Here is a 22466-nt window from a genome sequence, read left to right on the forward strand (position 1 = left end):
GATGTCGACCCTCAACACTCCCCTCCACGAGCTCGACCCCGACGTCGCCGCGGCGATCGACGCCGAGCTGGCGCGCCAGCAGTCCACCCTCGAGATGATCGCGTCGGAGAACTTCGCTCCGGTCGCCGTCATGGAGGCCCAGGGCTCGGTGCTCACCAACAAGTACGCCGAGGGCTACCCCGGCCGCCGCTACTACGGCGGCTGCGAGCACGTCGACGTGATCGAGCAGATCGCGATCGACCGCCTCAAGGAGCTCTTCGGCGCCGAGCACGCCAACGTGCAGCCCCACTCGGGCGCCCAGGCCAACGCCGCCGTGATGCACGCGCTGCTGAAGCCGGGCGACACGATCATGGGCCTCGACCTGGCCCACGGCGGGCACCTGACCCACGGCATGAAGATCAACTTCTCCGGCCGGCTCTACGAGGTGGTCCCGTACCACGTCGGCGAGGACGGCCAGGTCGACATGGCCGAGGTCGAGCGCCTCGCCAAGGAGTCGCAGCCCAAGCTGATCATCGCCGGCTGGTCGGCGTACCCCCGCCGGCTGGACTTCGCCGCGTTCCGCCGGATCGCGGACGAGGTCGGCGCGTACCTGATGGTCGACATGTCGCACTTCGCGGGCCTGGTGGCCGCGGGCCTGCACCCGAGCCCGGTCCCGCACGCGCACGTCGTCACCACCACGACGCACAAGACGCTGGGCGGCCCGCGCGGCGGCGTGATCCTCTCCACGGCCGAGCTGGCCAAGAAGATCAACTCCGCGGTCTTCCCCGGCCAGCAGGGCGGCCCGCTGGAGCACGTGATCGCGGCCAAGGCGGTGGCCTTCAAGGTCGCCGGCTCCGAGGAGTTCAAGGACCGCCAGCGCCGGACGCTGGAGGGTTCGCGGATCCTCGCCGAGCGCCTGGTCCAGGACGACGTGACGGCGGCCGGGGTCTCGGTCCTGTCCGGCGGCACGGACGTCCACCTGGTCCTGGTCGACCTGCGCGACTCCGAGCTGGACGGCCAGCAGGCCGAGGACCGGCTCCACGAGATCGGCATCACCGTCAACCGGAACGCGGTCCCGAACGACCCGCGTCCGCCGATGGTGACCTCCGGTCTGCGGGTCGGCACCCCGGCGCTGGCCACCCGCGGCTTCGGCGCGGAGGACTTCGCCGAGGTCGCGGACGTGATCGCCGAGGCCCTCAAGGCCCCGACGCCGTTCCCGGCCGACACCGCGACCGCCCTGCGGGTCCGCGTCGAGGCGCTGGCCGCCAAGCACCCGCTCTACCCGTCGCTGTGACCATCCGCGTACGGTAGGTGCGATTTTCGCACCGCCTGGGTGTTACGTACGATTCCTGTACGTCGCGGGGGCGTCCGCCCGCCACCACCTGGTGGGCGTGGCGCCCCCGCGTCCTTCCCCGCACCGTCCCCGACCACAGCCCCCGCACCGCCCCGCCCCCATGTACCGCCAGATGTACAGCCAACGATTCAATGAGGAGTCGACGTGGCCGTCTCGGTCTTCGACCTGTTCTCGATAGGCATCGGCCCGTCCAGCTCCCACACCGTGGGTCCGATGCGCGCCGCCCGCATGTTCGCCGCCCGTCTGCGCAACGAGGACCTGCTGGAGGCCACCGCCTCGGTCCGCTGCGAGCTCTACGGCTCGCTCGGCGCCACCGGCCACGGGCACGGCACGCCGAAGGCGGTGCTGCTCGGCCTGGAGGGCGACTCGCCCCGCACGGTCGACGTCGAGTCCGCCGACGAGCGCGTCGAGAAGATCAAGCAGACCGGCGCCCTGCGCCTGCTCGGCGAGCAGGAGATCCCCTTCGACTTCGACGCCGACCTGGTGCTGCACCGCCGCGAGGCCCTGCCGTACCACGCCAACGGCATGACCGTCGCCGCCTACGACCACGCGGGCGCGGAGCTGCTCCACAAGACCTACTACTCGGTCGGCGGCGGCTTCGTCGTCGACGAGGAGGCCGTCGGCGCGGACCGCGTGAAGCTGGACGACACGGTGCTGAAGTACCCGTTCCGCACCGGCGACGAGCTGCTGCGCCTCACCAAGGAGACCGGCCTGTCCGTCTCCTCCCTGATGCTGGAGAACGAGAAGGCCTGGCGCACCGAGGAGGAGATCCGGAGCGGCCTGCTCGACATCTGGCGGGTGATGCGCGAGTGCGTGGACCGCGGCATGTCCCGCGAGGGCATCCTCCCCGGCGGCCTGAAGGTCCGCCGCCGGGCCGCCGTCACCGCCCGCCAGCTGCGCGCGGCCGGCGACCCGCTGGCCCACTCCATGGAGTGGATCACCCTCTACGCCATGGCGGTCAACGAGGAGAACGCGGCCGGCGGCCGGGTCGTCACCGCCCCCACCAACGGCGCGGCCGGCATCATCCCCGCCGTCCTGCACTACTACCTGAACTTCGTCCCGGGCGCGGACGAGGACGGCGTGGTGCGCTTCCTCCTCGCCGCGGGCGCGATCGGCATGCTCTTCAAGGAGAACGCCTCCATCTCCGGCGCCGAGGTCGGCTGCCAGGGCGAGGTCGGCTCCGCCTGCTCGATGGCCGCCGGCGCGCTCGCCGAGGTGATGGGCGGCTCCCCCGAGCAGGTCGAGAACGCCGCCGAGATCGGCATGGAGCACAACCTGGGCCTCACCTGCGACCCCGTCGGCGGCCTGGTCCAGATCCCCTGCATCGAGCGCAACGGCATGGCCGCGGTGAAGGCCGTGACCGCCGCGAAGATGGCGATGCGGGGCGACGGCTCGCACAAGGTCTCCCTCGACAAGGTCATCAAGACCATGAAGGAGACCGGCGCGGACATGTCGGTCAAGTACAAGGAGACGGCCCGCGGCGGCCTCGCGGTCAACATCATCGAGTGCTGACCGGCCGTCCGCCGCACGACGGGGCACGGATAGGCTCACCCGCCTGAGGCCGCTCCGGGGAGAGGACGGCCGGGGAGCCGTTCCTCGCGGGGCGGCGAGGGAGGGGAACGCTCGTGGGCCGATCCGCGGGAGCGGTGCGCAGGGCGGCGGTGGCCGCCGTGGCGGTCGTCGCGCTCGGGGCGGCGGGATGCGCCGCCGACCCGCGGCCGGGGTCGCCCGCACCGTCGGGCTCGCGCGCGGCATCGGGCGGGGCGGCAGCGTCGGGCGGGGCGTCCGGCAGCGCGTCGGGGGCCCCGGCGAGCCCCCTCTCGTGGGAGTTCGAGCACCTCGCCGACTTCCACGGACGCTTCACCGACGTCGCCGTGCTCGCCGAGGACGACGTCTGGGCCGTCGGGAGGGAGAGCACCGGCGCCTTCGACGCCGTACTCCTGCACCACGACGGCACGGGGTGGGAGCGCGAGCCCCTGCCCGAGGCGCTCGGGAACTCCGCGGGTACGCCGGCGCTCGAGCTGATCGGCGGCGGGGAGCTGTGGTCGTGGTCCTCCGCACCGTCCGGGCCGCTCCTCACCTGGGCCCGGTGGGACGGCGTCCGCTGGTCGGCGCTGCCCCACCCGCCGCCGGTCCGGGGTCTACTCCCGGCCGGCGTGACGGACCCGGTGCCCAAGGTCGCGGCCTCGGGACCCGACGACGTCTGGGTCCTCGCCTCCGACCGCTCGGCCCTGCACTGGGACGGAACGCGGTGGACGACGACCGCACTGCCGCACCGCGCCGCGGACATCGCCGTGGCGGGCCCGCACGACGTGTGGGCGGTCGGCCACCGCACGACCGGTCCGGGCACGGAGCCGGCGCAGGGCCTGCCGTACACGCAGCCCGCCGCCATGCACTGGGACGGCGGGGCCTGGCGGACGGTGGACACTCCGCGCTACCGCTTCCCCGAGCCGCTCCCCGCGGAGCCCGGCGCGAGCCTCGACGAGGTCGTCGCGCTCGACGGCGGCGAGGTGCGCGCCTACGGGCGCCACGACTTCAACCACGGCGAGGGCGACGTCGAGCCCGCGACGGAGGCCGTCCGGCTGCGCTGGGACGGTGCGCGGTGGACGGAGCTGCCGCAACCGCCCGGCGGGTGCGGCCCGCTCGTTCCCCTGGGCCGGGACGACGACGGCGGCCTCCTCCTCGACGGCAACCGGTACCTGACCGCCGAGGGGCGCTGCCTGAAGATCGGCCGCCACCGCCTGCCCGCGTCCACGGGCGCCCGCGAGACCTCCCGCCAGTCGCTGTGGCTGGAGGAGGTCCACCGCGTGCCCGGCACCGACGAGTGGCTGGGCGCCGGACACGTCCAGGTCGACCAGTCCGGCGAGCCCTTCGACGCACCGGTCGTGGTGCGGCTGAAGCGCCGCTGAGGAAAGAGCGGACGAGATGGACGGAGTCGGGGTGAGCGGTCGGGTGAGGCCCCGGACGTGGGTGACGGCCGCCGCGCTGGTGGTGGGCGTGCTCGTCCTCGTGTACGCGGGGACCACCGGGCGGGGGAACCGGGACGCGGGCGGTCCGGTCGCCGCCGGTCCGGTCTCCGAGGAGTGCGCCGAGCTGCGGGAACTGGACTTCGCCGCCCCGGACGACTCCCCGACCCTGCTGATCTCGTCGTACGGCGCCTCGAACGACGGGAAGGGCGGCCCGGTGCGTTTCCGCGCGGGCCTGCGGCTCGGCACGGGCGAGCGGCCGCTGGTGCTCGGGGCGCTGGAGGCCACCGTCACCGTGTGCGCCCCGCACACCCACGGGCTGCTGGCCCGGGCCGAGGGACTCACGCCCCGTGTCACGAAGGAGGGCGAGGGCGAAGGCGAGGGCCGGAGGGCGGACGAGGCGCGCGGGCTCCACCTCCGGTCCGGCGGGTGGACCGACCTGCGCGTCGCCCTGCCGAAGTCGGCGCTGCGGCCGGGGATCTCCTTCGAGGACCTCGTCATCGGCGACCCGCCGCGCAGCAACGACGCGGCGGACCGCCCGGTGCTGATCGTCACCCTGACCGCCCCGGGACTGCCGGGCCCCCTCGTCGCGGGCAACTGCGCGGAGGGGTGCGCGGAACTCCTGGGCCGCTCCGTCTGACGGCCGCGGCCGAGGTGCGGGTGCCCGGGGGCGGGTGCGCCTCTCCGGGTGCCCCGGGTGCGGGCACCCCGGCCGCGCCGGGCACCCGGTGCGGGCCCGAGTCCCGCGGGCGGGCCCGGGCGGCCTCGGCTACGCCTCGACGTGCTGCTCCGCCCAGCGGGCCAGCTCCACCGCGCAGGCGGCGACCGACTCGCGCCAGGTGCGGGCGGCGCCGTCGCCCGCGTCGTCGCTGACGTGCTTCACCAGCCGGATCGGCACGCCGGCCTGCCGGGCCACGTGGGCCAGGGCGTAGCCCTCCATGTCGACGAGGGCGGCCTGCTCGGCGAGACGGTCGCGGGCGGCGTCGTCGGAGATGAAGCTGTCCCCGGTGGCGAGCACGGGGCCCTCGCCCTCGCCCAGGGTGATCGGCGCCCCGTAGACCTCCCCGGTCAGGCCCGCCAGCAGCCGGGAGTCCAGGTCGTGCTGGATCACCTCGGTGATCACGTGCGTCCCGGTCCACCCGGGCCGCAGCGCCCCCGCCGTGCCGAGGTTCACGACCTCGCGCGGCAGCACCCCGCGCCCCAGCACCCCGGCCAGCGCCGCGGCGGCGTTGACTTTGCCCATGCCGGTCAGCAGCACCGGCGCCCCGGTGCGCAGCTCCGCCGCCTCCTCCTTGACCGCCAGGACGTACAGCGGGCGCTCGGGGGACATCTCACCGATCAGTTCCATGGCGTCAACGGTACGTTCGGCCTCCCACCCGCCGTCGTCCGGGGCCGGACGCCCCGGAGGCCGATATGCGTCGATGGGGAGGGTCAGTCCCGTTCAGGAGGGGAATGCTCCCCTCAACCCCTCTCATCCCGGAGCAACTTGAGGGAGACCCCCACATGCTTCACGGCATCGACGTCAGTTCGCACCAGTCCGCGTCCTACGACACCGACGGGCTCGCCTTCGTGATCGTCAAGGCGACCGAAGGACGTTCCTACGTCAACCCCAGGATGGAGGCGCAGGTCGGACGCGCCCGGGAGGCCGGCCTGGTGGTCGGGTTCTACCACTTCCTGTGGCCCGGCGACATCACCGGGCAGGCCGAGTACTTCACACAGAAGGCCCTGGCGGAGCCGGGCGACCTGCTGGCCTGCGACTGGGAGACGACCGGCCGGGGGACGCGGGCGAGCAACGCGGAGAAGGACCGGTTCATCCGGGAGGTCAAGTCGCTGAGGCCGCGCAACCGGACCCTCCTGTACTGCAACCGGACGTTCTGGCTGCGGCACGACCGGACCTCCTACGCCGGCGACGGCCTGTGGATCGCCCACTACGGCGTGGCGAAGGGGAAGCCGGGGATCAAGGCGGAGTGGCTCGTCCACCAGTACACCGACGACCCGGTGGACAAGAACGTGGCACGGTTCCCCAGCGCGGACGCCCTGCGCGAGTGGGCGGAGAGCGCCGGGTGAGGCGTCCCTCACCTGCGGTGACCGGGCAGGTGCCGGGGAACGGCCCGGCGGTGGGGGTGCGTGCCGCCCGTCACGCCGGGCGCCCGTCGCGCGGATCGTCGTCCCGGCCGCGCGCCGCGTAAGGTCGAAGGAGAGCTCCCCCGGCGGGACGGCCGGCCACCGCCGCCCGCGGGCCCACCGGACGGAGGGCTCACCGCCGAGACAGGGACAGGAGCAGCGCTGTGGACCGGACCCCGGCCGGGTCCTCCCCGGAGACCCCGGGCCCCGAGACCCCGGTACAGCAGTCGCTCTTCGACTGGGCGGACGCGGTACCCGCCGCGCCGCCGGGCGGCGGATTCCGGGACAGCCCGGAAGCCAAGCGGATGCTGGACGTGCGCGAGGTCTACGCGGAGCCAGCCGCGCTGGCCTCTCCCCGCGGCCGGCAGATCCTGGCCCGCCTGCCGGGCGTACCCGTCACGGAGGTGGCCGGCCACTGGCGCATCCCCTCGCTGCACGGCAACGACGGCAACGTCGCCCGGTGGGCCAGAGTGAAGACCGAGACCCTGGTCCTGGGCGTCAAGCAGACCCTCACCACCCGCCCCAACGGCAGGTCGGCCGACTGGATCGCGCCGGGCGCCTCCAACGGCTGCGCCATGGCCTGCGCCTACTGCTACGTGCCGCGCCGCAAGGGCTACGCCAACCCGATCACGCTGTTCACCAACATCGAGGCGATCGTCGCCCACGTCGGCCGTCACGTGCGGGCCCAGGGGCCCAAGCGTGAGCCGAACCAGTGCGACGCCCAGGCGTGGGTGTACGACATCGGCGAGAACGGAGACTGCTCCGTCGACGCGCTGGTCAGCGACAACACGGCGGACCTGGTCGCCGCGTTCCGCCGACTGCCCACCGCGAAGGCGTCCTTCGCGACCAAGTTCGTCAACCCCGACCTGCTGGCCCTGGATCCGCAGGGCCGGACCCGGGTGCGCTTCTCGGTCATGCCGGGCGCCGACTCGCGCCTGCTGGACATCCGCACCAGCCCGGTCGCGGACCGCATCGCCGCCGCGGCCGACTTCCTCGACGCCGGTTACGAGGTCCACTTCAACCTCTCCCCGGTGGTGCTGCGCCCCGGATGGCAGCGGGACTGGGCCGAGCTGCTCGGCCACATGGACGACGTCCTCCCCGCCCGGGTCAAGGAGCAGGCGGCCGCGGAGATCATCATGCTCACCCACAACCAGCAGCTGCACGAGGTGAACCTGGGCTGGCATCCCCGGGCCGAGGACCTCCTGTGGCAGCCCGCCGCCCAGGAGACCAAGCGCTCGGAGAACGGCGCCGTCAACGTGCGCTACGCCCGTGAGGTCAAGCGCGACGCCCTGCTCCGCCTGCGCGAGCTCATCGAGGTCCACGCCCCCTGGCTGCGCGTCCGGTACGCGTTCTGACCTCCACGGCCGACCGGCGCGACCGCCGCGGCCGACGGGCGGCGCGTTACCAGCCACGGCGGCCGCGACGACCGCCGCGACCGCCAGCTACGCGTTCCCGGCCCAGGCGGCCCGGGGACGCGGAACCGCCCCGGCCGGCGAGGGCGCGGGGCGGTTCCGGGGCCGGTCGGCCGGTGGCCGGTGATCAGGCCGTCACTTGGACAGGTACGCCCAGAACTCGTCGAAGGAGAGCAGCTTGTCGCCGTCCAGGTCCCGCTGGGCGATGATCGTCGCGGCGACCGTCTCGGTGACGTTCCAGTCGCCGGCCTGCGCGAGCGCCTTCTTGAACTCGGCGGCGGTGACGAAGCCGTCCCCGTCGGCGTCGAGCCGATCGAACTCCTTGCGTGCTTCCTGGATGTCCGCCATGCCGGACCCTCCCCTTCGTGCCGTGCGCGCGTCCGTGATGACGTCTGCGTCCATGTCTGGTTGACGCGGAAAGATTATCCGGCCGCTCGGGAGCGCAAGGCGGCGACCACCCAGCCGAACTCCTCCCGGTGGTCCGCGTCCGGCCGCCGGCCCTTCACCACCGCCAGCAACTCGCGGTAACGCGACAGCTTGTCGGTGGTGTTGGCCTCCAGGCGGGCCAGGACGGCGGTGAGGTCGGCCTGTTCGCCGAGCAGCTCGCGCAGGATCTCGCCGGCCTCGGGCGACTCGGGGGCGACGCCGCGGCGGCGCGCGTCGGAGGCGAGTCGGACCAGGCGCCGCATGAACCACACGGAGGCGCCGGGCGGGGTCCCGGCGGTGTGGTCCCGGGCGTTGAACTCGGCGGCGGCACGCATCCGGGCACGGAACTCGGGGTCCCGCAGCAGCTCGGCCAGTTCCACCCACGCGTCGACCTGCTCGGGCGTGGGGTCGTCGGGCAGGTCGGCCGCGGCGCCGCGCATCCGCTCCTTGATCACCGGGTCGGCGGTGTCCAGTCCCTGGAAGGTCTCCTCCACGAACTCCTCGATGACGCGGGCGCGTTCGGCGGCCGACAGGCGGGCGAGCTTGTTCATCAGGGTCATCTCCTCGGTGGTCGAACCGCGGTCGGCGACGGTCGACAGCACCGCCCGGGTGATCCGCAGCGCGCGGATCTGCGCGTCCAGGGCGGCGACGTGGCGCGCGGCCACCTCGGCGGCCGTGGTCTCCCCGGACACCACCCGGCGCGCGTCCTCCAGCCCGAGGCCCAGCTCGCGCAGGGTGCGGATCAGCTCCAGGCGGGCGACGGAGGCGGCGTCGTAGAGGCGGTAGCCGCCGGCGGAACGGCCCACCGGGGGCAGGACGCCCTCGTCCGACCAGTAACGGATGGTGCGCACCGTCAGGCCGGTGGCGCGGGCCAGGTCGCCGATGGTCAGCAGGGGGCCGTCCGCCCCGCCGGGGGTCCTGTCGTCGGTCATGCCGCCGAGTCTGGGGTCTCCACCGGCTGGAGACTCAACCGGCACGCGGCCCCCGCGCGCTCTCACGGGCGGCCCCGCACCGCGGGCGCGCCCGCCCGGCCCGCCGGGCTAGACGCGGTCGGCGACCCGCATCTCGAACCACGTCCGCTTGCCCCGCGGCAGCAGGTCGACGCCCCATCGGTCGGCCATACGGTCGACGAGGAACAGGCCCCGCCCGCTCTCGTCCAGCGGCTGCACGGGCAGCAGGCAGGGCAGGCCCCGGGAGGGGTCGCGGAGTTCGACGCGGATCCAGCCGCGGCGGCGGCGCATGCGCAGCCCGTACTGGGCGGCGCCGGTGTGCCGGACGGCGTTGCCCTCGAGTTCGGAGACGAGCAGCGTGCAGTCCTCGGCGAGCTTGGGGCCCAGCGCCCAGTGGCGCAGGACGACGATCTGGACCAGCCGGCGCGCGGTGCCCCGGGACTCGGGGCAGGTGGGGACGACGACCTCCGCCTCGGCCGGATTGCCGTGGGTCACGAGGGCCGAGAGCGCCCGCTCGTCCTCCACCGCGGGCGACCAGCGCGTCAGGGGTACGCCGCCCGGTGCCCGTGACTGCTCGATGCCCTCCAGCCCCGCCATGCCCCCCATCATGACCGGCCGCGGAGCGCTCCGGGGGCGGTTCCGCAGGAATCCGCACACCGGAGCGATCGATTCCGTCCGTTCGGGCGACATATGCCATGGAAACATTACTCAGCGCTGGCCAGAGCTTTCACGGAGGGAACCGCCGGAGGGGGTGATTCCGGCCGGTTCACCCGGATCCGGAACCACCGCCCCGCGGATCAGAGGAACTTGGCCTTGCCCGGGCCCTCCTCGACGAAGGACTTCATCCCCCGCTCGCGGTCCTCGGTGGCGAACAGCCCCGCGAACCAGTTCCGTTCGATGGCCAGACCGGTGTCCAGGTCGGTCTCCAGCCCGGCGTCCACCGACTCCTTTGCGGCGCGCAGCGCGATGGCCGGGCCCTGGGCCAGCTTGGCGGCCCAGGCGTGGGCCTCGGTGTACACGTCGGCGGCCGGCACGACGCGGTCCACCAGACCCAGCGTCAGCGCCTCGTCGGCGCGGACGTGGCGGCCGGTGAAGATCAGGTCCTTGGCGCGGGACGGGCCGATCAGGCGGGACAGGCGCTGGGTGCCGCCGGCGCCGGGGATCAGGCCGAGCAGGATCTCCGGCTGGCCGAGCTTGGCGTTGTCGCCGGCGATGCGGTAGTCCGCGCACAGCGCCAGTTCGCAGCCGCCGCCCAGCGCGTAGCCGGTGATCGCGGCGACGACCGGCTTGGGGATGCGGGCGACCGCGGTGAACGAGTCCTGCAGGCCCCTGGCGCGGGCCACCATGGCCGCGTGGTCCATGGCGCGCATCTCCTTGATGTCCGCGCCGGCGGCGAACACCTTCTCCCCGCCGTACACGACCACGGCGCGGACGTCGTCGCGCCGGGTGATCTCCTCGGCGAGTTCCTTGATGCGGTCCTGGGTCGCGATGTCCAGGGCGTTCATGGGCGGGCGGTCCAGGCGCAGGGTGCCGACGCCTTCGGCGACTTCGAGATGAACGGTCATGCCCAGCAGATTACGGGGGACCAGCGGCAACGGACCCGGTGCGCTGTGTCACACCGGGTCCGCCGTGAGCTGGGAAGGAGGGGCGGGGAGCCTACTTCTTCCAGTCCTCCCAGGACATGTTCCAGCCGTTGAGGCCGTTGTCCGGGGCGACCGTGCCGTCCGCGCTGTTCTTCACCTCGACCACGTCGCCGAGCAGCGAGTTCTCGAAGAACCACCGGGCGGGCGCGCTCTTGTCCCAGCCGCCGCGGGTGTCGCGCAGACCGACGCAGCCGTGGCTCGCGTTCCGGTTGCCGAAGGCGTCGCCGCCCCAGTAGTTGCCGTGGATGAAGGTGCCCGACTGGGTCAGGCGCATGGCGTGGGGGACGTCCTCGATGTCGTACTCGCCGTCGTAGCCGACGGTGTCGCCGTTCATGCGGGTGACGCGGTACTTCTCGCTGATCACCATCGCGCCGTTCCAGGTCTCGTAGCCCGGGGCGCCGGTGGTGACCGGGATGGTCTTGAGGACCTTCCCGTCCCGCTCGACCTTCATGGTCAGCTTCTTGGCGTCCACGTAGGAGACCTGGCTGCGGCCGATGGTGAAGGAGACGGTCTTGGCCTGGCTGCCGTAGACGCCCGGCCGGCCCTCGACGCCGTCCAGGTTGAGCCGGACGGTGACCTTGGTGCCGGACTTCCAGTACTCCTCGGGGCGGAAGTCCAGACGGTCGTTGCCGAACCAGTGGCCCTCGACCTCGACCTGCGGCTCGGTCTTGATCTCAATCGCCTTCTCCACGGCGGCCGGGTCGGTGATGCCGCGGGTGAAGCGGATGGAGAACGGCATGCCCACGCCGACGGTGGAGCCGTCCTCCGGCGTGAAGTGGCCGATGAAGGTGTTGGCCGGGGTCAGCGTGGTGAAGCTGGTGTCCTTCACGGCGACCCGGCCGTCGGCGTCCTTGGCCTCCGCATGGACGCTGTACTTGGCGCCGGACGCGAGGTGGGTGGAGGGGATCCAGGCGGCGCCGTCCGAGGAGATCTCGCCCGCGACCTTCCCGCCCTCGTCGTCCTCGACCTCGACCTTGGTCAGCTTGCCCTTCTCGACGGCCACCTTGAGGGCGCCGGTCGTCTTCACCGACGTGGCACCGTCCTGGGGACTGACCGTCACCACGGCGTCCGACTGCTTGCTCGCCGGCGCGGCGCTCGCGGCGCCGTTCCCGGAACCCTTGCCCTTGGCGTCCGTGTCGTCACCGCCGCCGCAGGCGGTCGCGGTGATCAGCATGAGGCCCGCCAGCAGGGACGCGGTGGCCGCACGCCTCCCCCCGGGACGCCGTCCGGTCGTGGTTCCCCTCGTAGACCACACGTTCACGTGTGCTCCCCCTTTTCCCCTCATCGGGCCTGGTCAGACCCCCTCCCGGCGCGTCACGCGCGCCATGACGAATCGTAAGGGCAGGATCGTTCCCCTTCCCCGGCCGGAAGGTCACCGTTTCGTCCCAAGTTCGGCTCCAAACCTGTCAGAGGGCGAATACTTCCGGAGCGTTCCCGTCGGCGCGCCGTCCGGGGACGTGAGCTGGACGCCCGGGATGGGCAGAAACCTGGGGTAGGACGACGCACCGGAGCCGTCGCGCGGGACGCGCGGCCCTCCGCCCGTTGTCGCCCCACGAGCCGCAGGAGGCGGACCGGTGTCGAGCGCAGCCGAGCAGGAGGCAGTGGCGGATCAGTACGCCGCCGACGTGGGCCACGACGCCCGCCGGGCCGCCGTGCCGTCCGGGACCGCGCGCGTCGCGGCGCCCGCGCCCTCGGTGTGGCCGGGATCGTCCACCCCGCTGGGCGCCCGGTACCGGGTGGGTCCGGACGGGGTCGCCGGGACCAACTTCGCCCTGTGGGCGGGCGGCGCGGAGGCGGTCGAGCTCTGCCTGTTCGACCCGGACGGCGCCGAGCGGCGGCTGCCGCTGGGCGAGCTGACCCACGAGATCTGGCACGGCTTCGTGCCCGGGGTCCGCCCCGGCCAGCGGTACGGCTACCGGGTGCACGGCCGGTGGGACCCGTGGACCGGCGCGCGCTGGAACCCCGCCAAGCTGCTCCTCGACCCCTACGCCCGCGCCGTCGACGGGGAGTTCAGCCTGCCGCCGGAGGTGTACGGACACGTCCGCGACTGGCCGGACCAGCAGGTCGCGGACACCGTCCGCGACGACCGGGACTCCGCGCCGTTCGTCCCCAAGGGCGTGGTGGTCCACGACGACGACGACTGGGCGGACGACCGGCGGCCCAAGACGCCGTGGTCCGACTCGGTCATCTACGAACTCCATGTCCGCGGCTTCACGATGCGCCACCCCGGCATCCCGGAGGAGCTGCGCGGGACCTACGCGGGCCTGGCCCACCCGGCGGCGATCGAGCACCTCACCCGCCTCGGTGTGACCGCCGTGGAGCTGCTGCCGGTGCACCAGTTCGCGCACGAGGACCACCTCCTGCGCCGGGGCCTGACCAACTACTGGGGCTACAACTCCGTCGGTTACTTCGCCCCGCACGCCGGCTACGCGGCCACCGGCACGGACGGGCAGCAGGTGGGCGAGTTCAAGCGGATGGTGCGCGCCCTGCACGCGGCGGGCATCGAGGTGATCCTCGACGTGGTCTACAACCACACCGCCGAGGCGGGCGAGTTCGGTCCCACGCTGTCCCTCAAGGGCATCGACAACCGCGGCTACTACCGCCTGCAGTCCGACGCCCGCCGCTACGCCGACTACACGGGCTGCGGCAACACCCTGCACGTGGTGCGCCCCCAGGTGCTGCGGCTGATCACCGACTCGCTGCGCTACTGGGTGACCGAGATGGGCGTGGACGGCTTCCGCTTCGACCTGGCGGCGGCGCTGGCCCGCTCGATGCACGACGTCGACATGCTCTCGCCCTTCCTCGCGGTGATCGCCCAGGACCCCGTGCTGCGCCGGGTGAAGCTGATCGCCGAGCCCTGGGACGTGGGGTCGGGCGGCTACCAGGTGGGGGCCTTCCCGCCGCTGTGGACCGAGTGGAACGACCGGTACCGGGACGCCGTGCGCGACTACTGGCGCGGCGCGCTGCCGGACGTCCGCGACCTCGGCTACCGGCTCTCCGGCTCCAGCGACCTCTACGCCTGGGGCGGCCGCCGGCCGTACGCCTCGGTCAACTTCGTCACCGCGCACGACGGCTTCACCCTGCGCGATCTGGTCTCGTACCACCACAAGCACAACGAGGCCAACGGCGAGGGCAACCGCGACGGGACGAGCGACAACCGGTCCTGGAACTGCGGCGCCGAGGGCGAGACGGCGGACGAGGACGTCAACGCCCTGCGGCGACGGCAGCTGCGGAACCTGCTGACCACCCTGCTGCTGTCCACCGGCGTGCCGATGCTGGTGGCCGGCGACGAGATGGGCCGCACCCAGGGCGGCAACAACAACGCCTACTGCCAGGACAACGAGATCGGCTGGGTGGACTGGTCGCTGCTCGAGGAGAGCGCCTGGCGCGAGCTGTTCGAGCTGACCTCGCGGCTGATCGCGCTGCGCCACCGCCATCCGGTGCTGCGGCGGCGCGCCTTCTTCTCCGGCCGCCCGCACGCCGACCACGGCCTGCGCGACCTGGCCTGGTTCACCGCGGACGGCGCCGAGATGACCGAGGACGACTGGTTCGCCTCCACCACCACGCTGGGGATGTACCTCTCCGGCCGGGACATCCCCGGCCGGGACGCGCGGGGCGAGCCGGTCGTCGACGACAGCTTCCTCGCCGTGCTGCACGCCGGGCACGAACCGGTGGCCTTCACCCTTCCGGACGCGCCCTGGGCCGAACGGTACGAGGTGGTGGTGGACACCGGGATGGAGGAGCAGCGGGAGGAACCCGGTGAGACCTACCGGGCGGGCACCACGGTGACGGTCCCTCCGCGCACGGTGCTGCTGCTCCGGGCGGTCTGAACGCCGGGAGGCAACGGCGGGGTCACGGGGGTGCGGCGGTGGTCACGGGGGCGCGGGCGGTGCTCCCCGCCCCGCCACCGGTGCGCCCGCCGGGGCTCCCGGCCCCCCGGAAATTCGCTGGGCGATGTCAGGATCGAAGCTTAGGCTCGCTCCTGATGCCCAGTACCGCCGCCACCGAGCGTTCCCCAGCCGTCCGCACCCTCCTGCGCCTGTGGCCGCATCTCCGCCCGGTCCGGGCGCGATGGTTCTCCGCCGCAGTCGTCGCCGTCCTCGCCTCGCTGACCAGCCTGGTCATCCCGCTGGTCCTCAAGTGGCTGGTCGACGGCCCGATCGCGGACGGTGACACCGCCGGGGTGTGGCTCGGCGCGCTGTGGGTCCTGCTGCTCGGCCTGGCCGAGGCGCTGTTGTTCGGCCTGCGGCGCTGGCTGGTCGCCCGTCCGCTCTCCTCCGTGGAGGCGGACATGCGCGAGGCGCTCTACCGGCGGCTCCAGCGGCTGCCGATCGCCTTCCACGACCGCTGGCCGTCCGGGCAGCTGCTCTCCCGGGCCACCACGGACCTGATGATCATCCGCATGTTCCTCGCCTTCCCGCTGACCTTCCTGCTGGTCAACGGGGTGACCATCCTGGCCGGCGTGATCGTCATGCTGAGCATGGACCGGTCCCTGGGCCTGCTGGTCCTGATCCCGGTGATCCCGGTGATCGTCGTCTGCACGGTCTTCGAGAAGCGGTTCGCCGAGGCCTCCCGCACCGCGCAGGACCAGGTGGGCGACGTGACCACCCTGGTCGAGGAGAGCGTGCTGGGCATCCGGGTGATCAAGGGCTTCGGACGCCACCGCAGCCAGGCCCGCGCCTTCCGGGAGCTGACGCACAGGCTGCGCGGCACCGAGCTGCGCAAGGCGCGGCTGCTCGGCGGCATCATGGCCGTCATCGTGGTGCTGCCGGAGCTGGCCATCGGCACCTGCCTGGTGCTGGGCACCGTGCGGGTCGCCGACGGGACGCTCTCCGCGGGCACCCTGGTGGCCTTCCTGTCGACGGCGCTGGCGCTGCACTGGCCGGTGATCTCCATCGGGTTCCTGCTCGCGATGAGCCAGGAGGCGGCCACCGCCACCGCGCGCTACTTCGAGGTCATGGACACGGAACCCGAGTCCGCGGCCGACGACCGCCCGGCCACCGCGGCTTCCCAGGCCCTCCCGGCATCCCCGGCATCCCCGGCCACCTCGGCCTCCCCGGTCTCCCGGGCGACGGCGAAGGCGCCCACCGCGGTGAAGGAGGGCGGGCTGCGGCTCGAAGGGGTCCGCTTCCGCTACCCCGACGCCCCGGCGGACGCCCCGCCCGTCCTGGACGGCGTCGACCTGCACGTGCGTCCCGGCGAGTCGCTGGCCCTGGTGGGCACCACGGGTTCCGGCAAGACCACCCTGACCGCCCTGATCCCCCGGCTGCACGAGATCACCGAGGGCCGGATCACCCTGGACGGCGTCGACATCACCGCCATGCCGCGCGAGGAACTGCGCGCGCGGGTGGCGGTCGCCTTCGAGGACCCGACGCTGTTCTCCGCGACCGTCGGCGAGAACGTCCTGATGGGCGCCGCCGACCGGGACGAGCGGACGGACCCCGAGGTCCTCGGGCGGGCCCTCGGCGTCGCCCAGGCCGGGTTCGTGCACGCCCTCCCGCAGGGCGTCGACACCCAGGTCGGCGAGCAGGGCCTGAGCCTGTCCGGTGGCCAGCGACAGCGCCTGGCGCTGGCCCGCGCGGTCGTCGGCAGCCCCGACTTCCTGGTCCTCGACGACCCGCTGTCCGCGCTCGACGTGCACACCGAGGCCGCCGTGGAGGCCGCGCTGCGCGAGGTGCTGGCCGACACCACGGCGCTGATCGTCGCCCACCGCCCGTCCACGGTGCTGCTCGCCGACCGGGTGGCGCTGCTCTCCGGCGGCCGGATCGCCGCCGTGGGCGACCATCACGAGCTGCTGCGGACCAACGCCGAGTACGCCTGGCTGATGTCGGGCGCCCCCCTGGAGCCCGAGGAGGCCCGCCGATGAAGGCTCCCGCCGCACAGAAGCACGACGAACGCGACGAACGCGACGACCGGCGGGACGGCCGGTCCGCCGACGGGCACGACGCCCGGCCCGAGGGCCGCAAGGCCCTCACCGCCGCGCCGTCCGCGCAGGACGCGGGCGACGCCGGTGACGCGGGCGACACGGGGGACTCCGGCGGCGCGGGCGACGACTTCGACCGCGACGTCCTGCCCACCCCGCCCGGCGCCACCGCCGGTCTGCTGCGCTCGCTGCTCGCGCCGCTCCGCGGCCGGGTGGCGCTCGCCGTCGTCCTGCTGCTGCTCCAGCAGGCCGCCGTGCAGGCCGGTCCGCTGCTGGTGGCGTACGCCATCGACACCGCCGTGCCCGCGTTCCGGGTGAGCGACCACGGCCCGCTGCTGCTGGTCGCGGTGGCCTACCTGATCACCGCCGCCTCCAGCGGCGGCCTGGAGTACGCCTTCATCACCTGCTCCGCCCGGGTCAACCAGAACGCCCTGCTGGACCTGCGGGGCCGAATCTTCCGGCACGCGCAGGCCCTGAGCGTCGACTTCCACGAGCGGTACACCTCGGGCCGGCTGATCTCCCGGGCCACCACCGACGTGGAGTCGCTGCGCGAGCTGCTCAGCGAGGGGCTGCAGGAGCTGATCACGGTGGTCGTCTCCTTCGTCTACATCTCCGCCCTGCTGCTGTGGCTGGACCTCGGTCTCGGCGCGGTGGCGCTGGCCTCCTTCCTGCCGCTGGCCCTGCTGGTGCGCAGCTACCAGGACCGCGCGGGGCGGATCTACCGCGAGCGGTCCACCGCGATCGCCGCGGTGATCGTCAAGTTCACCGAGACCATGAACGGCATCCGCCCGGTCCGCGCCTTCCGCCGGGAGGACGCCAACGACGCCGAGTTCGCGCCGCTGAACGAGCGGCACGAGCGGACCAACGGCGACGCCCTGGTCGAGATGGCCCGGTACGTGGTGGGCTCCCGGCTGGTCGCCAACGTCACCGTCGCGGGCATCGTGCTGTGGGGCGCCTACCGGGTGGCGGACGGCTCACTGGCGCTGGGCGTGCTCGCCGCCTCGGTGCTCTACCTGCGCCGCCTGTACGACCCGATCGACCGGCTGGGCATGTTCCTCAACTCCTACCAGTCGGCGGCCGCCTCGCTGGAGAAGATCGCCGGTCTGCTGGCCCAGGTCCCGGCCGTCCCCGAGCCGGCCGCCCCGCGCGAGCTGCCTCCGACGGCGGACGGGCGCCCGGGCCGCGAGGTGGTCTTCGACTCCGTCCGGTTCGCCTACCGCACCGGCGGCGAGGTGCTGCCGCGCTTCGACCTGACGATCCCGGCCGGGCAGACCGTGGCCGTGGTCGGCTCCACCGGCGCGGGCAAGTCCACGCTGGCCAAGCTGCTCGCCCGCTTCTACGACCCGACCGAGGGAGAGGTCCGGCTCGACGGCGTCGGCCTGCGCGACCTCGCCAACGCGGACCTGCGGCGCGGCGTCGTCATGGTGACCCAGGAGGCGTTCCTGTTCTCCGGCACGGTCGCCGAGAACATCGCCATCGGCCGCCCGGACGCCACCCGCGAGGACGTGGAGCACGCCGCCAAGGCCATCGGCGCGCACGACTTCATCGCCGCGCTGCCCGACGGCTACGACACCGACGTCCGCAAGCGCGGCGGCCGGATCTCCGCCGGCCAGCGCCAGCTGGTGGCGTTCGCCCGCGCGCTGCTGGCCGACCCGGCCGTGCTGATCCTCGACGAGGCGACCAGTTCGCTGGACGTGCCCGGCGAGCAGGCCGTCCAGCGGGCCATGTCGACGGTGCTGAAGGGCCGCACCGCGGTGGTCATCGCGCACCGGCTCTCCACCGTGGAGATCGCCGACCGGGTGCTGGTGATGGAGAAGGGCCGGATCGTCGAGGACGGGTCGCCCCGCGCGCTCGTCGGCGGGGAGGGCCGGTTCGCCGACCTGCACCGCGCCTGGCGGGAGAGCCTCGCGTGATCCGGTGGCGCCCCGGCGGGGGCGTCGTCGACGTCGACGGTGATCCGGGGGATCCGGACCTGCGGGGCGGGGCGCGCTACCTGACGTGGCTGGTCACCCGTCAGGCGGGCCGGTCGGCGGCCGGGGCGGTGTACTCCGTCGTGTGGATGGGCCTGTTCGCGGTGGCGCCCTACCTCCTCGAGCGGGTCTTCGACGACGGCTTCGGCGCGGACCACCCCGGCCGCGGCCCGGGCGACCCCACCGCATCGGCCGTCTGGACGGCGGCCCTGCTGGCGACGGCGCTGGCCGGTGCCGGGGTCAGCCTGCTGCGTCACCGCACCATGACCAAGGTCCGGATGGACGCCAACTTCCGCACGGTCAAACTGCTCCTGGGCCAGTCGGTGCGGCTGGGCCCGGCCCTGACCCGCCGGGTCTCGGCCGGCGAGGTCATGACCATCGGCGTGGGCGACGTGCAGACCATCGCCGCCGCGCTCACCGTCGTGGGCCCCGGGTTCGGCGCGGTCGTCACCTATCTGCTGGTGGCTGCCCTGCTGTTCTCGGTGTCGCCGCTGCCCGCCGTGGTGGCGCTGCTCGGGGTGCCTGCCCTGGCGCTCGCGCTGGGTCCGCTGACGTCCCGGCTGCAGGCGGCGGAGACGGTCTACCGCGAGCGGCAGAACACCCTCACCGCGCGCATCGGCGACCTGGCGGGCGGCCTGCGGGTCCTCAACGGGCTCGGCGGCAAGGCCCTGTTCGCCGACGCGTTCCGCCGCGACTCCGCGCTGCTGCGGGAGCAGGGCTACCGGGTGGGCGCGGTCACCAGCTGGATGCAGTCGCTCGGTCTCGGGCTGCCCACGGTGCTGCTCGCCGCGGTGATCTGGTCGGCCGCCCGGCCTGCCGCCCTCGGCGAGATCACCCCCGGCCAGCTGGTGTCGGTCTACGGGTACGTGATCGCCCTGGTCTACCCGGTGTTCTTCCTCGTCGAGGGGGTGCAGCTGCTCAGCCGCGGACTGGTCGCCGCCCGCCGGGTGGTCGCCTTCCTCCGCCTGGAGCCGGATCCCGGCCCCGCGCCTGCCGAGGCGATGGACGCGCCCGACGGGCCGGCCGAGCTGCACGACCCGGTCTCCGGCGTCACCGTCCGCCCCGGCGTCCTGACCGCGCTGGTCTGCGCGGACCCGGAGGACGGCACCGCGGTGCTGGACCGGCTCGCCCGGTACGGTCCGACGTCCGCCACCTGGGGCGGGGTGCCGCTCGACCGGATCGCGACGGCCCGGGTGCGGGAGCGGATCCTGCTCGCGGAGGCCGAGGCGGACCTGTTCGCCGGGTCCCTGCGGGTGCTGCTCGGCCGGGGCCCGGGGGACGGTTCCGACGAGGCGCGGGCCCGCGCCCTGCGGACGGCCGCGGCGGAGGACGTGGTGCGCGGGCTGCCCGACGGCCTGGACTCGGCGGTCGACGCGCAGGGCCGCAACCTCTCCGGGGGCCAGCGGCAGCGGATCCGGCTGGCCCGGGCGCTGCTCGCCGGCCCGGAGGTCCTGCTGCTGGCCGAGCCCACCTCGGCGCTGGACGCCCACACGGAGGACCTGGTGGCCGGCCGCCTGCGGGCGGCGCGGGCCGGGCTGACCACGGTGGTCACCTCCACCTCGCCGCTGATGCTCGACCGGGCCGACGTGGTGCACCTGCTGGAGGGCGGGCGGGCGGTGGCGACCGGACGGCACCAGGACCTGCTCGTCGGCGAGCCCCGGTACCGCGCCCTGGTGGCCCGCGAGTCGGGTGCCGCGGCCGGCCCCGAGGACGTCCCGACGAGCGAGGAGCCGGTCCGATGACCACGCCGCCCACCACCCCACCGCCGGCCGCGTCGACGGACGGCACGACGACGGCCGCGTCGACGGACGGCACGACGACGGACGGCACGCCGTCCGCCACCACGGCGACCCCGGCGGACGCCCTGTCCCCGGGCCGTGAACTGCCCGTCGCCCGGCCCGCCGAGGTGCGACGTGCGGCGGCCCGGCTCGTGCGGGAGGACCGGCGCGGCTTCGCCGGGGTGGTCGCCCTGACCACCCTCGCCGCGCTGTCCGGGCTCGCCGGGCCCTGGCTCGTGGGCCGCATCGTCGACGAGGTCCGGGCCGGGGCGGCGGTGTCGGTCGTGGACCGCCTCGCCCTGGCGGTCGTGGTCGCCGCGGTGGTCCAGCTGCTGCTGTCCCGCTGGGCCCGCTACGCCGCCCACCGGATGGGCGAGCGCGCCCTGGCCCGGGTCCGGGAGACGTTCGTCGACCGGTGCCTGGCCCTGCCGGCCTCCGTGGTGGAGCGGGCCGGCACCGGCGATCTGGCCACCCGGGGCACCGCGGACGTGGCAGCCGTCGGCGCCACCCTGCGCGACTCCGGGCCGCAGATCGTCATCGCCTCGGCGCAGCTGGTGCTCCTGCTGGTCGCGGTGGTCCTGACGGACCCGCTGCTCGGCAGCTGCGCGCTGGCCGGGCTGGTCCCCTCCTACCTGGCGGCGCGCTGGTACCTGCGCCGCGCCCGGACCGCGTACCTGGCCGAGGGCGCCGCGAACTCCCAGGTGGCCGAGATCCTCTCCGCCACCTCCTCGGGCGCGCGCACCGTCGAGGCGTTCCGGCTCGGCGCGGCGCGGACCGCCGCCGGCCGTGAGGCGCTGGGGGTCTCCCGCGGCGCGCGGATGCGGACGCTGTTCCTGCGCAACGTGTTCTTCCCGGCGGTGGAGATCTCCTACGCGCTGCCGCTGGTCACCGTCCTGCTGATCGGCGGGTGGCTGTTGTCCCGCGGCTCGGTCGCGCTGGGCACGGTGGTGGCCGCCGCGCTGTACATGCGTCAGCTGGAGGGCCCGCTGGACGAGGTGCTCAGCCACATGGAGCAGCTCCAGTCCGGCGGCGCCTCGTTCGCCCGGGTCGAGGGCCTCTCCCGCGCGCCCGCCGCCGCACGGTCCGTCGCGGCGGAGCCGGACGGCGACCGGATCGAGGTGCGGGCGGCCCGGTACGCCTACGCGGGCGGGGCCGAGGTGCTGCACGACGTGGACCTGACGGTGCGGCCCGGTGAGCGGCTGGCCGTGGTGGGCCCCTCCGGCGCGGGCAAGACGACGCTGAGCCGGCTGATCGCCGGGATCGACGCGCCCACGGCCGGTTCCGTGACGGTGGGCGGGGTGCCGGTGGTGTCGCTGACGCCGGAGCGGCTGCGGCGGCAGGTGGTGCTGGTGACCCAGGAGCACCACGTCTTCCTCGGCACCGTGCGGGACAACCTGCTGATCGCCGACCCGGACGCGACGGACACGGCGTTGTGGGCGGCGCTGAAGGCGGTGGGCGCGGAGTGGACGTCCGCGCTGCCGGACGGGCTGGACACGGTGCTCGGCGAGGACGCGTACCGCACGTCGGGGCCGCAGGCGCAGCAGCTGGCGCTGGCCCGGGTGGTGCTGGCCGACCCGCACACGCTGGTCCTGGACGAGGCGACGGCGCTGCTGGACCCGGCCACCGCCCGGCACACCGAGCGCGCACTGGCCGCGGTGCTGGAGGGCCGGACGGTCATCGCCGTCGCGCACCGGCTGCACACCGCGCACGACGCGGACCGGGTCGCCGTCATGCGGGACGGCCGGCTCACGGAGCTGGGCCCGCACGACGAACTGGTCGCCGCGGGCGGCGACTACGCGGCCCTCTGGCACACCTGGCACGGCGCCCCCACCCCGCGCTGACCCCGCCCCACCCCATCCTGACCCCGCGCCGCCCCGCGCCGACCCCCCGCACACCGCGCCGCCCCGCGCCCCGCGCCGGTCCCGACCCGCGTCGGTCCCG

Annotated in this window: 17 protein-coding genes; 11 read left to right on the top strand and 6 right to left on the bottom strand. The window is 74.1% G+C overall.

The annotated features are described in order from the left end of the window. Position 1 precedes the first annotated feature (1 nt). The 4 genes from glyA (at position 2) to Sfr03f_RS14390 (ending at position 4939) form a co-directional block, all read left to right on the top strand. Positions 2-1273, top strand: a complete 1272-nt coding sequence (gene glyA / locus Sfr03f_RS14375; protein ID WP_108954292.1) for a serine hydroxymethyltransferase — start codon at positions 2-4, stop codon at positions 1271-1273. Between the two features lie 204 nt (positions 1274-1477). Beyond that, positions 1478-2845: an L-serine ammonia-lyase gene (locus tag Sfr03f_RS14380; RefSeq protein WP_108954293.1), complete on the top strand. Its 1368-nt coding sequence runs from the start codon at positions 1478-1480 to the stop codon at positions 2843-2845. A gap of 113 nt (positions 2846-2958) precedes the next feature. After that, on the top strand, positions 2959-4242 hold the full coding sequence (locus tag Sfr03f_RS14385; RefSeq protein ID WP_159105647.1) for a hypothetical protein: 1284 nt from the start codon (positions 2959-2961) through the stop codon (positions 4240-4242). Between the two features lie 31 nt (positions 4243-4273). Beyond that, the gene (locus Sfr03f_RS14390; protein ID WP_159105648.1) at positions 4274-4939 is read left to right on the top strand and encodes a hypothetical protein; all 666 of its coding nucleotides are present in this window, start codon (positions 4274-4276) and stop codon (positions 4937-4939) included. Between the two features lie 129 nt (positions 4940-5068). Here the strand turns inward: Sfr03f_RS14390 and Sfr03f_RS14395 are convergent, their stop codons facing one another. Beyond that, the gene (locus Sfr03f_RS14395) at positions 5069-5647 is read right to left on the bottom strand and encodes a nucleosidase (RefSeq protein WP_108954296.1); all 579 of its coding nucleotides are present in this window, start codon (positions 5645-5647) and stop codon (positions 5069-5071) included. A gap of 155 nt (positions 5648-5802) precedes the next feature. Between Sfr03f_RS14395 and Sfr03f_RS14400 the strand changes: the two genes are divergently transcribed. Further along, positions 5803-6366, top strand: a complete 564-nt coding sequence (locus tag Sfr03f_RS14400) for a glycoside hydrolase family 25 protein (RefSeq protein ID WP_108954297.1) — start codon at positions 5803-5805, stop codon at positions 6364-6366. A gap of 221 nt (positions 6367-6587) precedes the next feature. Further along, complete coding sequence (locus Sfr03f_RS14405) at positions 6588-7778, top strand: spore photoproduct lyase family protein (RefSeq protein WP_108954298.1); 1191 nt, start codon at positions 6588-6590, stop codon at positions 7776-7778. A 192-nt stretch (positions 7779-7970) separates the two neighbouring features. Here the strand turns inward: Sfr03f_RS14405 and Sfr03f_RS14410 are convergent, their stop codons facing one another. From Sfr03f_RS14410 to Sfr03f_RS14430, 5 genes are all read right to left on the bottom strand, one after another. Then, complete coding sequence (locus Sfr03f_RS14410) at positions 7971-8183, bottom strand: EF-hand domain-containing protein (protein WP_108954299.1); 213 nt, start codon at positions 8181-8183, stop codon at positions 7971-7973. A 74-nt stretch (positions 8184-8257) separates the two neighbouring features. Continuing rightward, complete coding sequence (locus Sfr03f_RS14415; RefSeq protein WP_108954300.1) at positions 8258-9193, bottom strand: helix-turn-helix domain-containing protein; 936 nt, start codon at positions 9191-9193, stop codon at positions 8258-8260. A gap of 108 nt (positions 9194-9301) precedes the next feature. Beyond that, complete coding sequence (locus Sfr03f_RS14420; RefSeq protein ID WP_108954301.1) at positions 9302-9808, bottom strand: ATP-binding protein; 507 nt, start codon at positions 9806-9808, stop codon at positions 9302-9304. A 200-nt stretch (positions 9809-10008) separates the two neighbouring features. Next, a complete protein-coding gene (locus tag Sfr03f_RS14425) occupies positions 10009-10776 on the bottom strand; it encodes an enoyl-CoA hydratase/isomerase family protein (RefSeq protein WP_108954302.1) in 768 nt (255 codons plus the stop codon). A 91-nt stretch (positions 10777-10867) separates the two neighbouring features. After that, complete coding sequence (locus Sfr03f_RS14430; protein ID WP_108954303.1) at positions 10868-12028, bottom strand: L,D-transpeptidase; 1161 nt, start codon at positions 12026-12028, stop codon at positions 10868-10870. A 400-nt stretch (positions 12029-12428) separates the two neighbouring features. Between Sfr03f_RS14430 and glgX the strand changes: the two genes are divergently transcribed. The 5 genes from glgX (at position 12429) to Sfr03f_RS14455 (ending at position 22366) form a co-directional block, all read left to right on the top strand. Next, complete coding sequence (glgX, locus tag Sfr03f_RS14435; protein ID WP_108954304.1) at positions 12429-14684, top strand: glycogen debranching protein GlgX; 2256 nt, start codon at positions 12429-12431, stop codon at positions 14682-14684. Between the two features lie 155 nt (positions 14685-14839). Further along, positions 14840-16720, top strand: a complete 1881-nt coding sequence (locus tag Sfr03f_RS14440; RefSeq protein WP_108954305.1) for an ABC transporter ATP-binding protein — start codon at positions 14840-14842, stop codon at positions 16718-16720. Beyond that, positions 16717-18690 (top strand): ABC transporter ATP-binding protein, encoded by a 1974-nt coding sequence (locus Sfr03f_RS14445; RefSeq protein WP_170145086.1) that lies wholly within the window; start codon positions 16717-16719, stop codon positions 18688-18690. The genes Sfr03f_RS14440 and Sfr03f_RS14445 overlap by 4 nt, the downstream gene beginning before the upstream one ends. Next, entirely contained in the window at positions 18687-20489 is a 1803-nt protein-coding gene (locus Sfr03f_RS14450) for an ABC transporter transmembrane domain-containing protein (protein WP_245967564.1), read from the top strand. Before Sfr03f_RS14445 ends, Sfr03f_RS14450 begins: the two co-directional genes overlap by 4 nt. A 122-nt stretch (positions 20490-20611) precedes the next feature. After that, on the top strand, positions 20612-22366 hold the full coding sequence (locus Sfr03f_RS14455) for an ABC transporter ATP-binding protein (RefSeq protein WP_245967616.1): 1755 nt from the start codon (positions 20612-20614) through the stop codon (positions 22364-22366). Positions 22367-22466 lie beyond the last annotated feature (100 nt).

Source organism: Streptomyces fragilis (assembly GCF_003112515.1).
Taxonomy (GTDB): Bacteria; Actinomycetota; Actinomycetes; order Streptomycetales; family Streptomycetaceae; genus Streptomyces; species Streptomyces fragilis.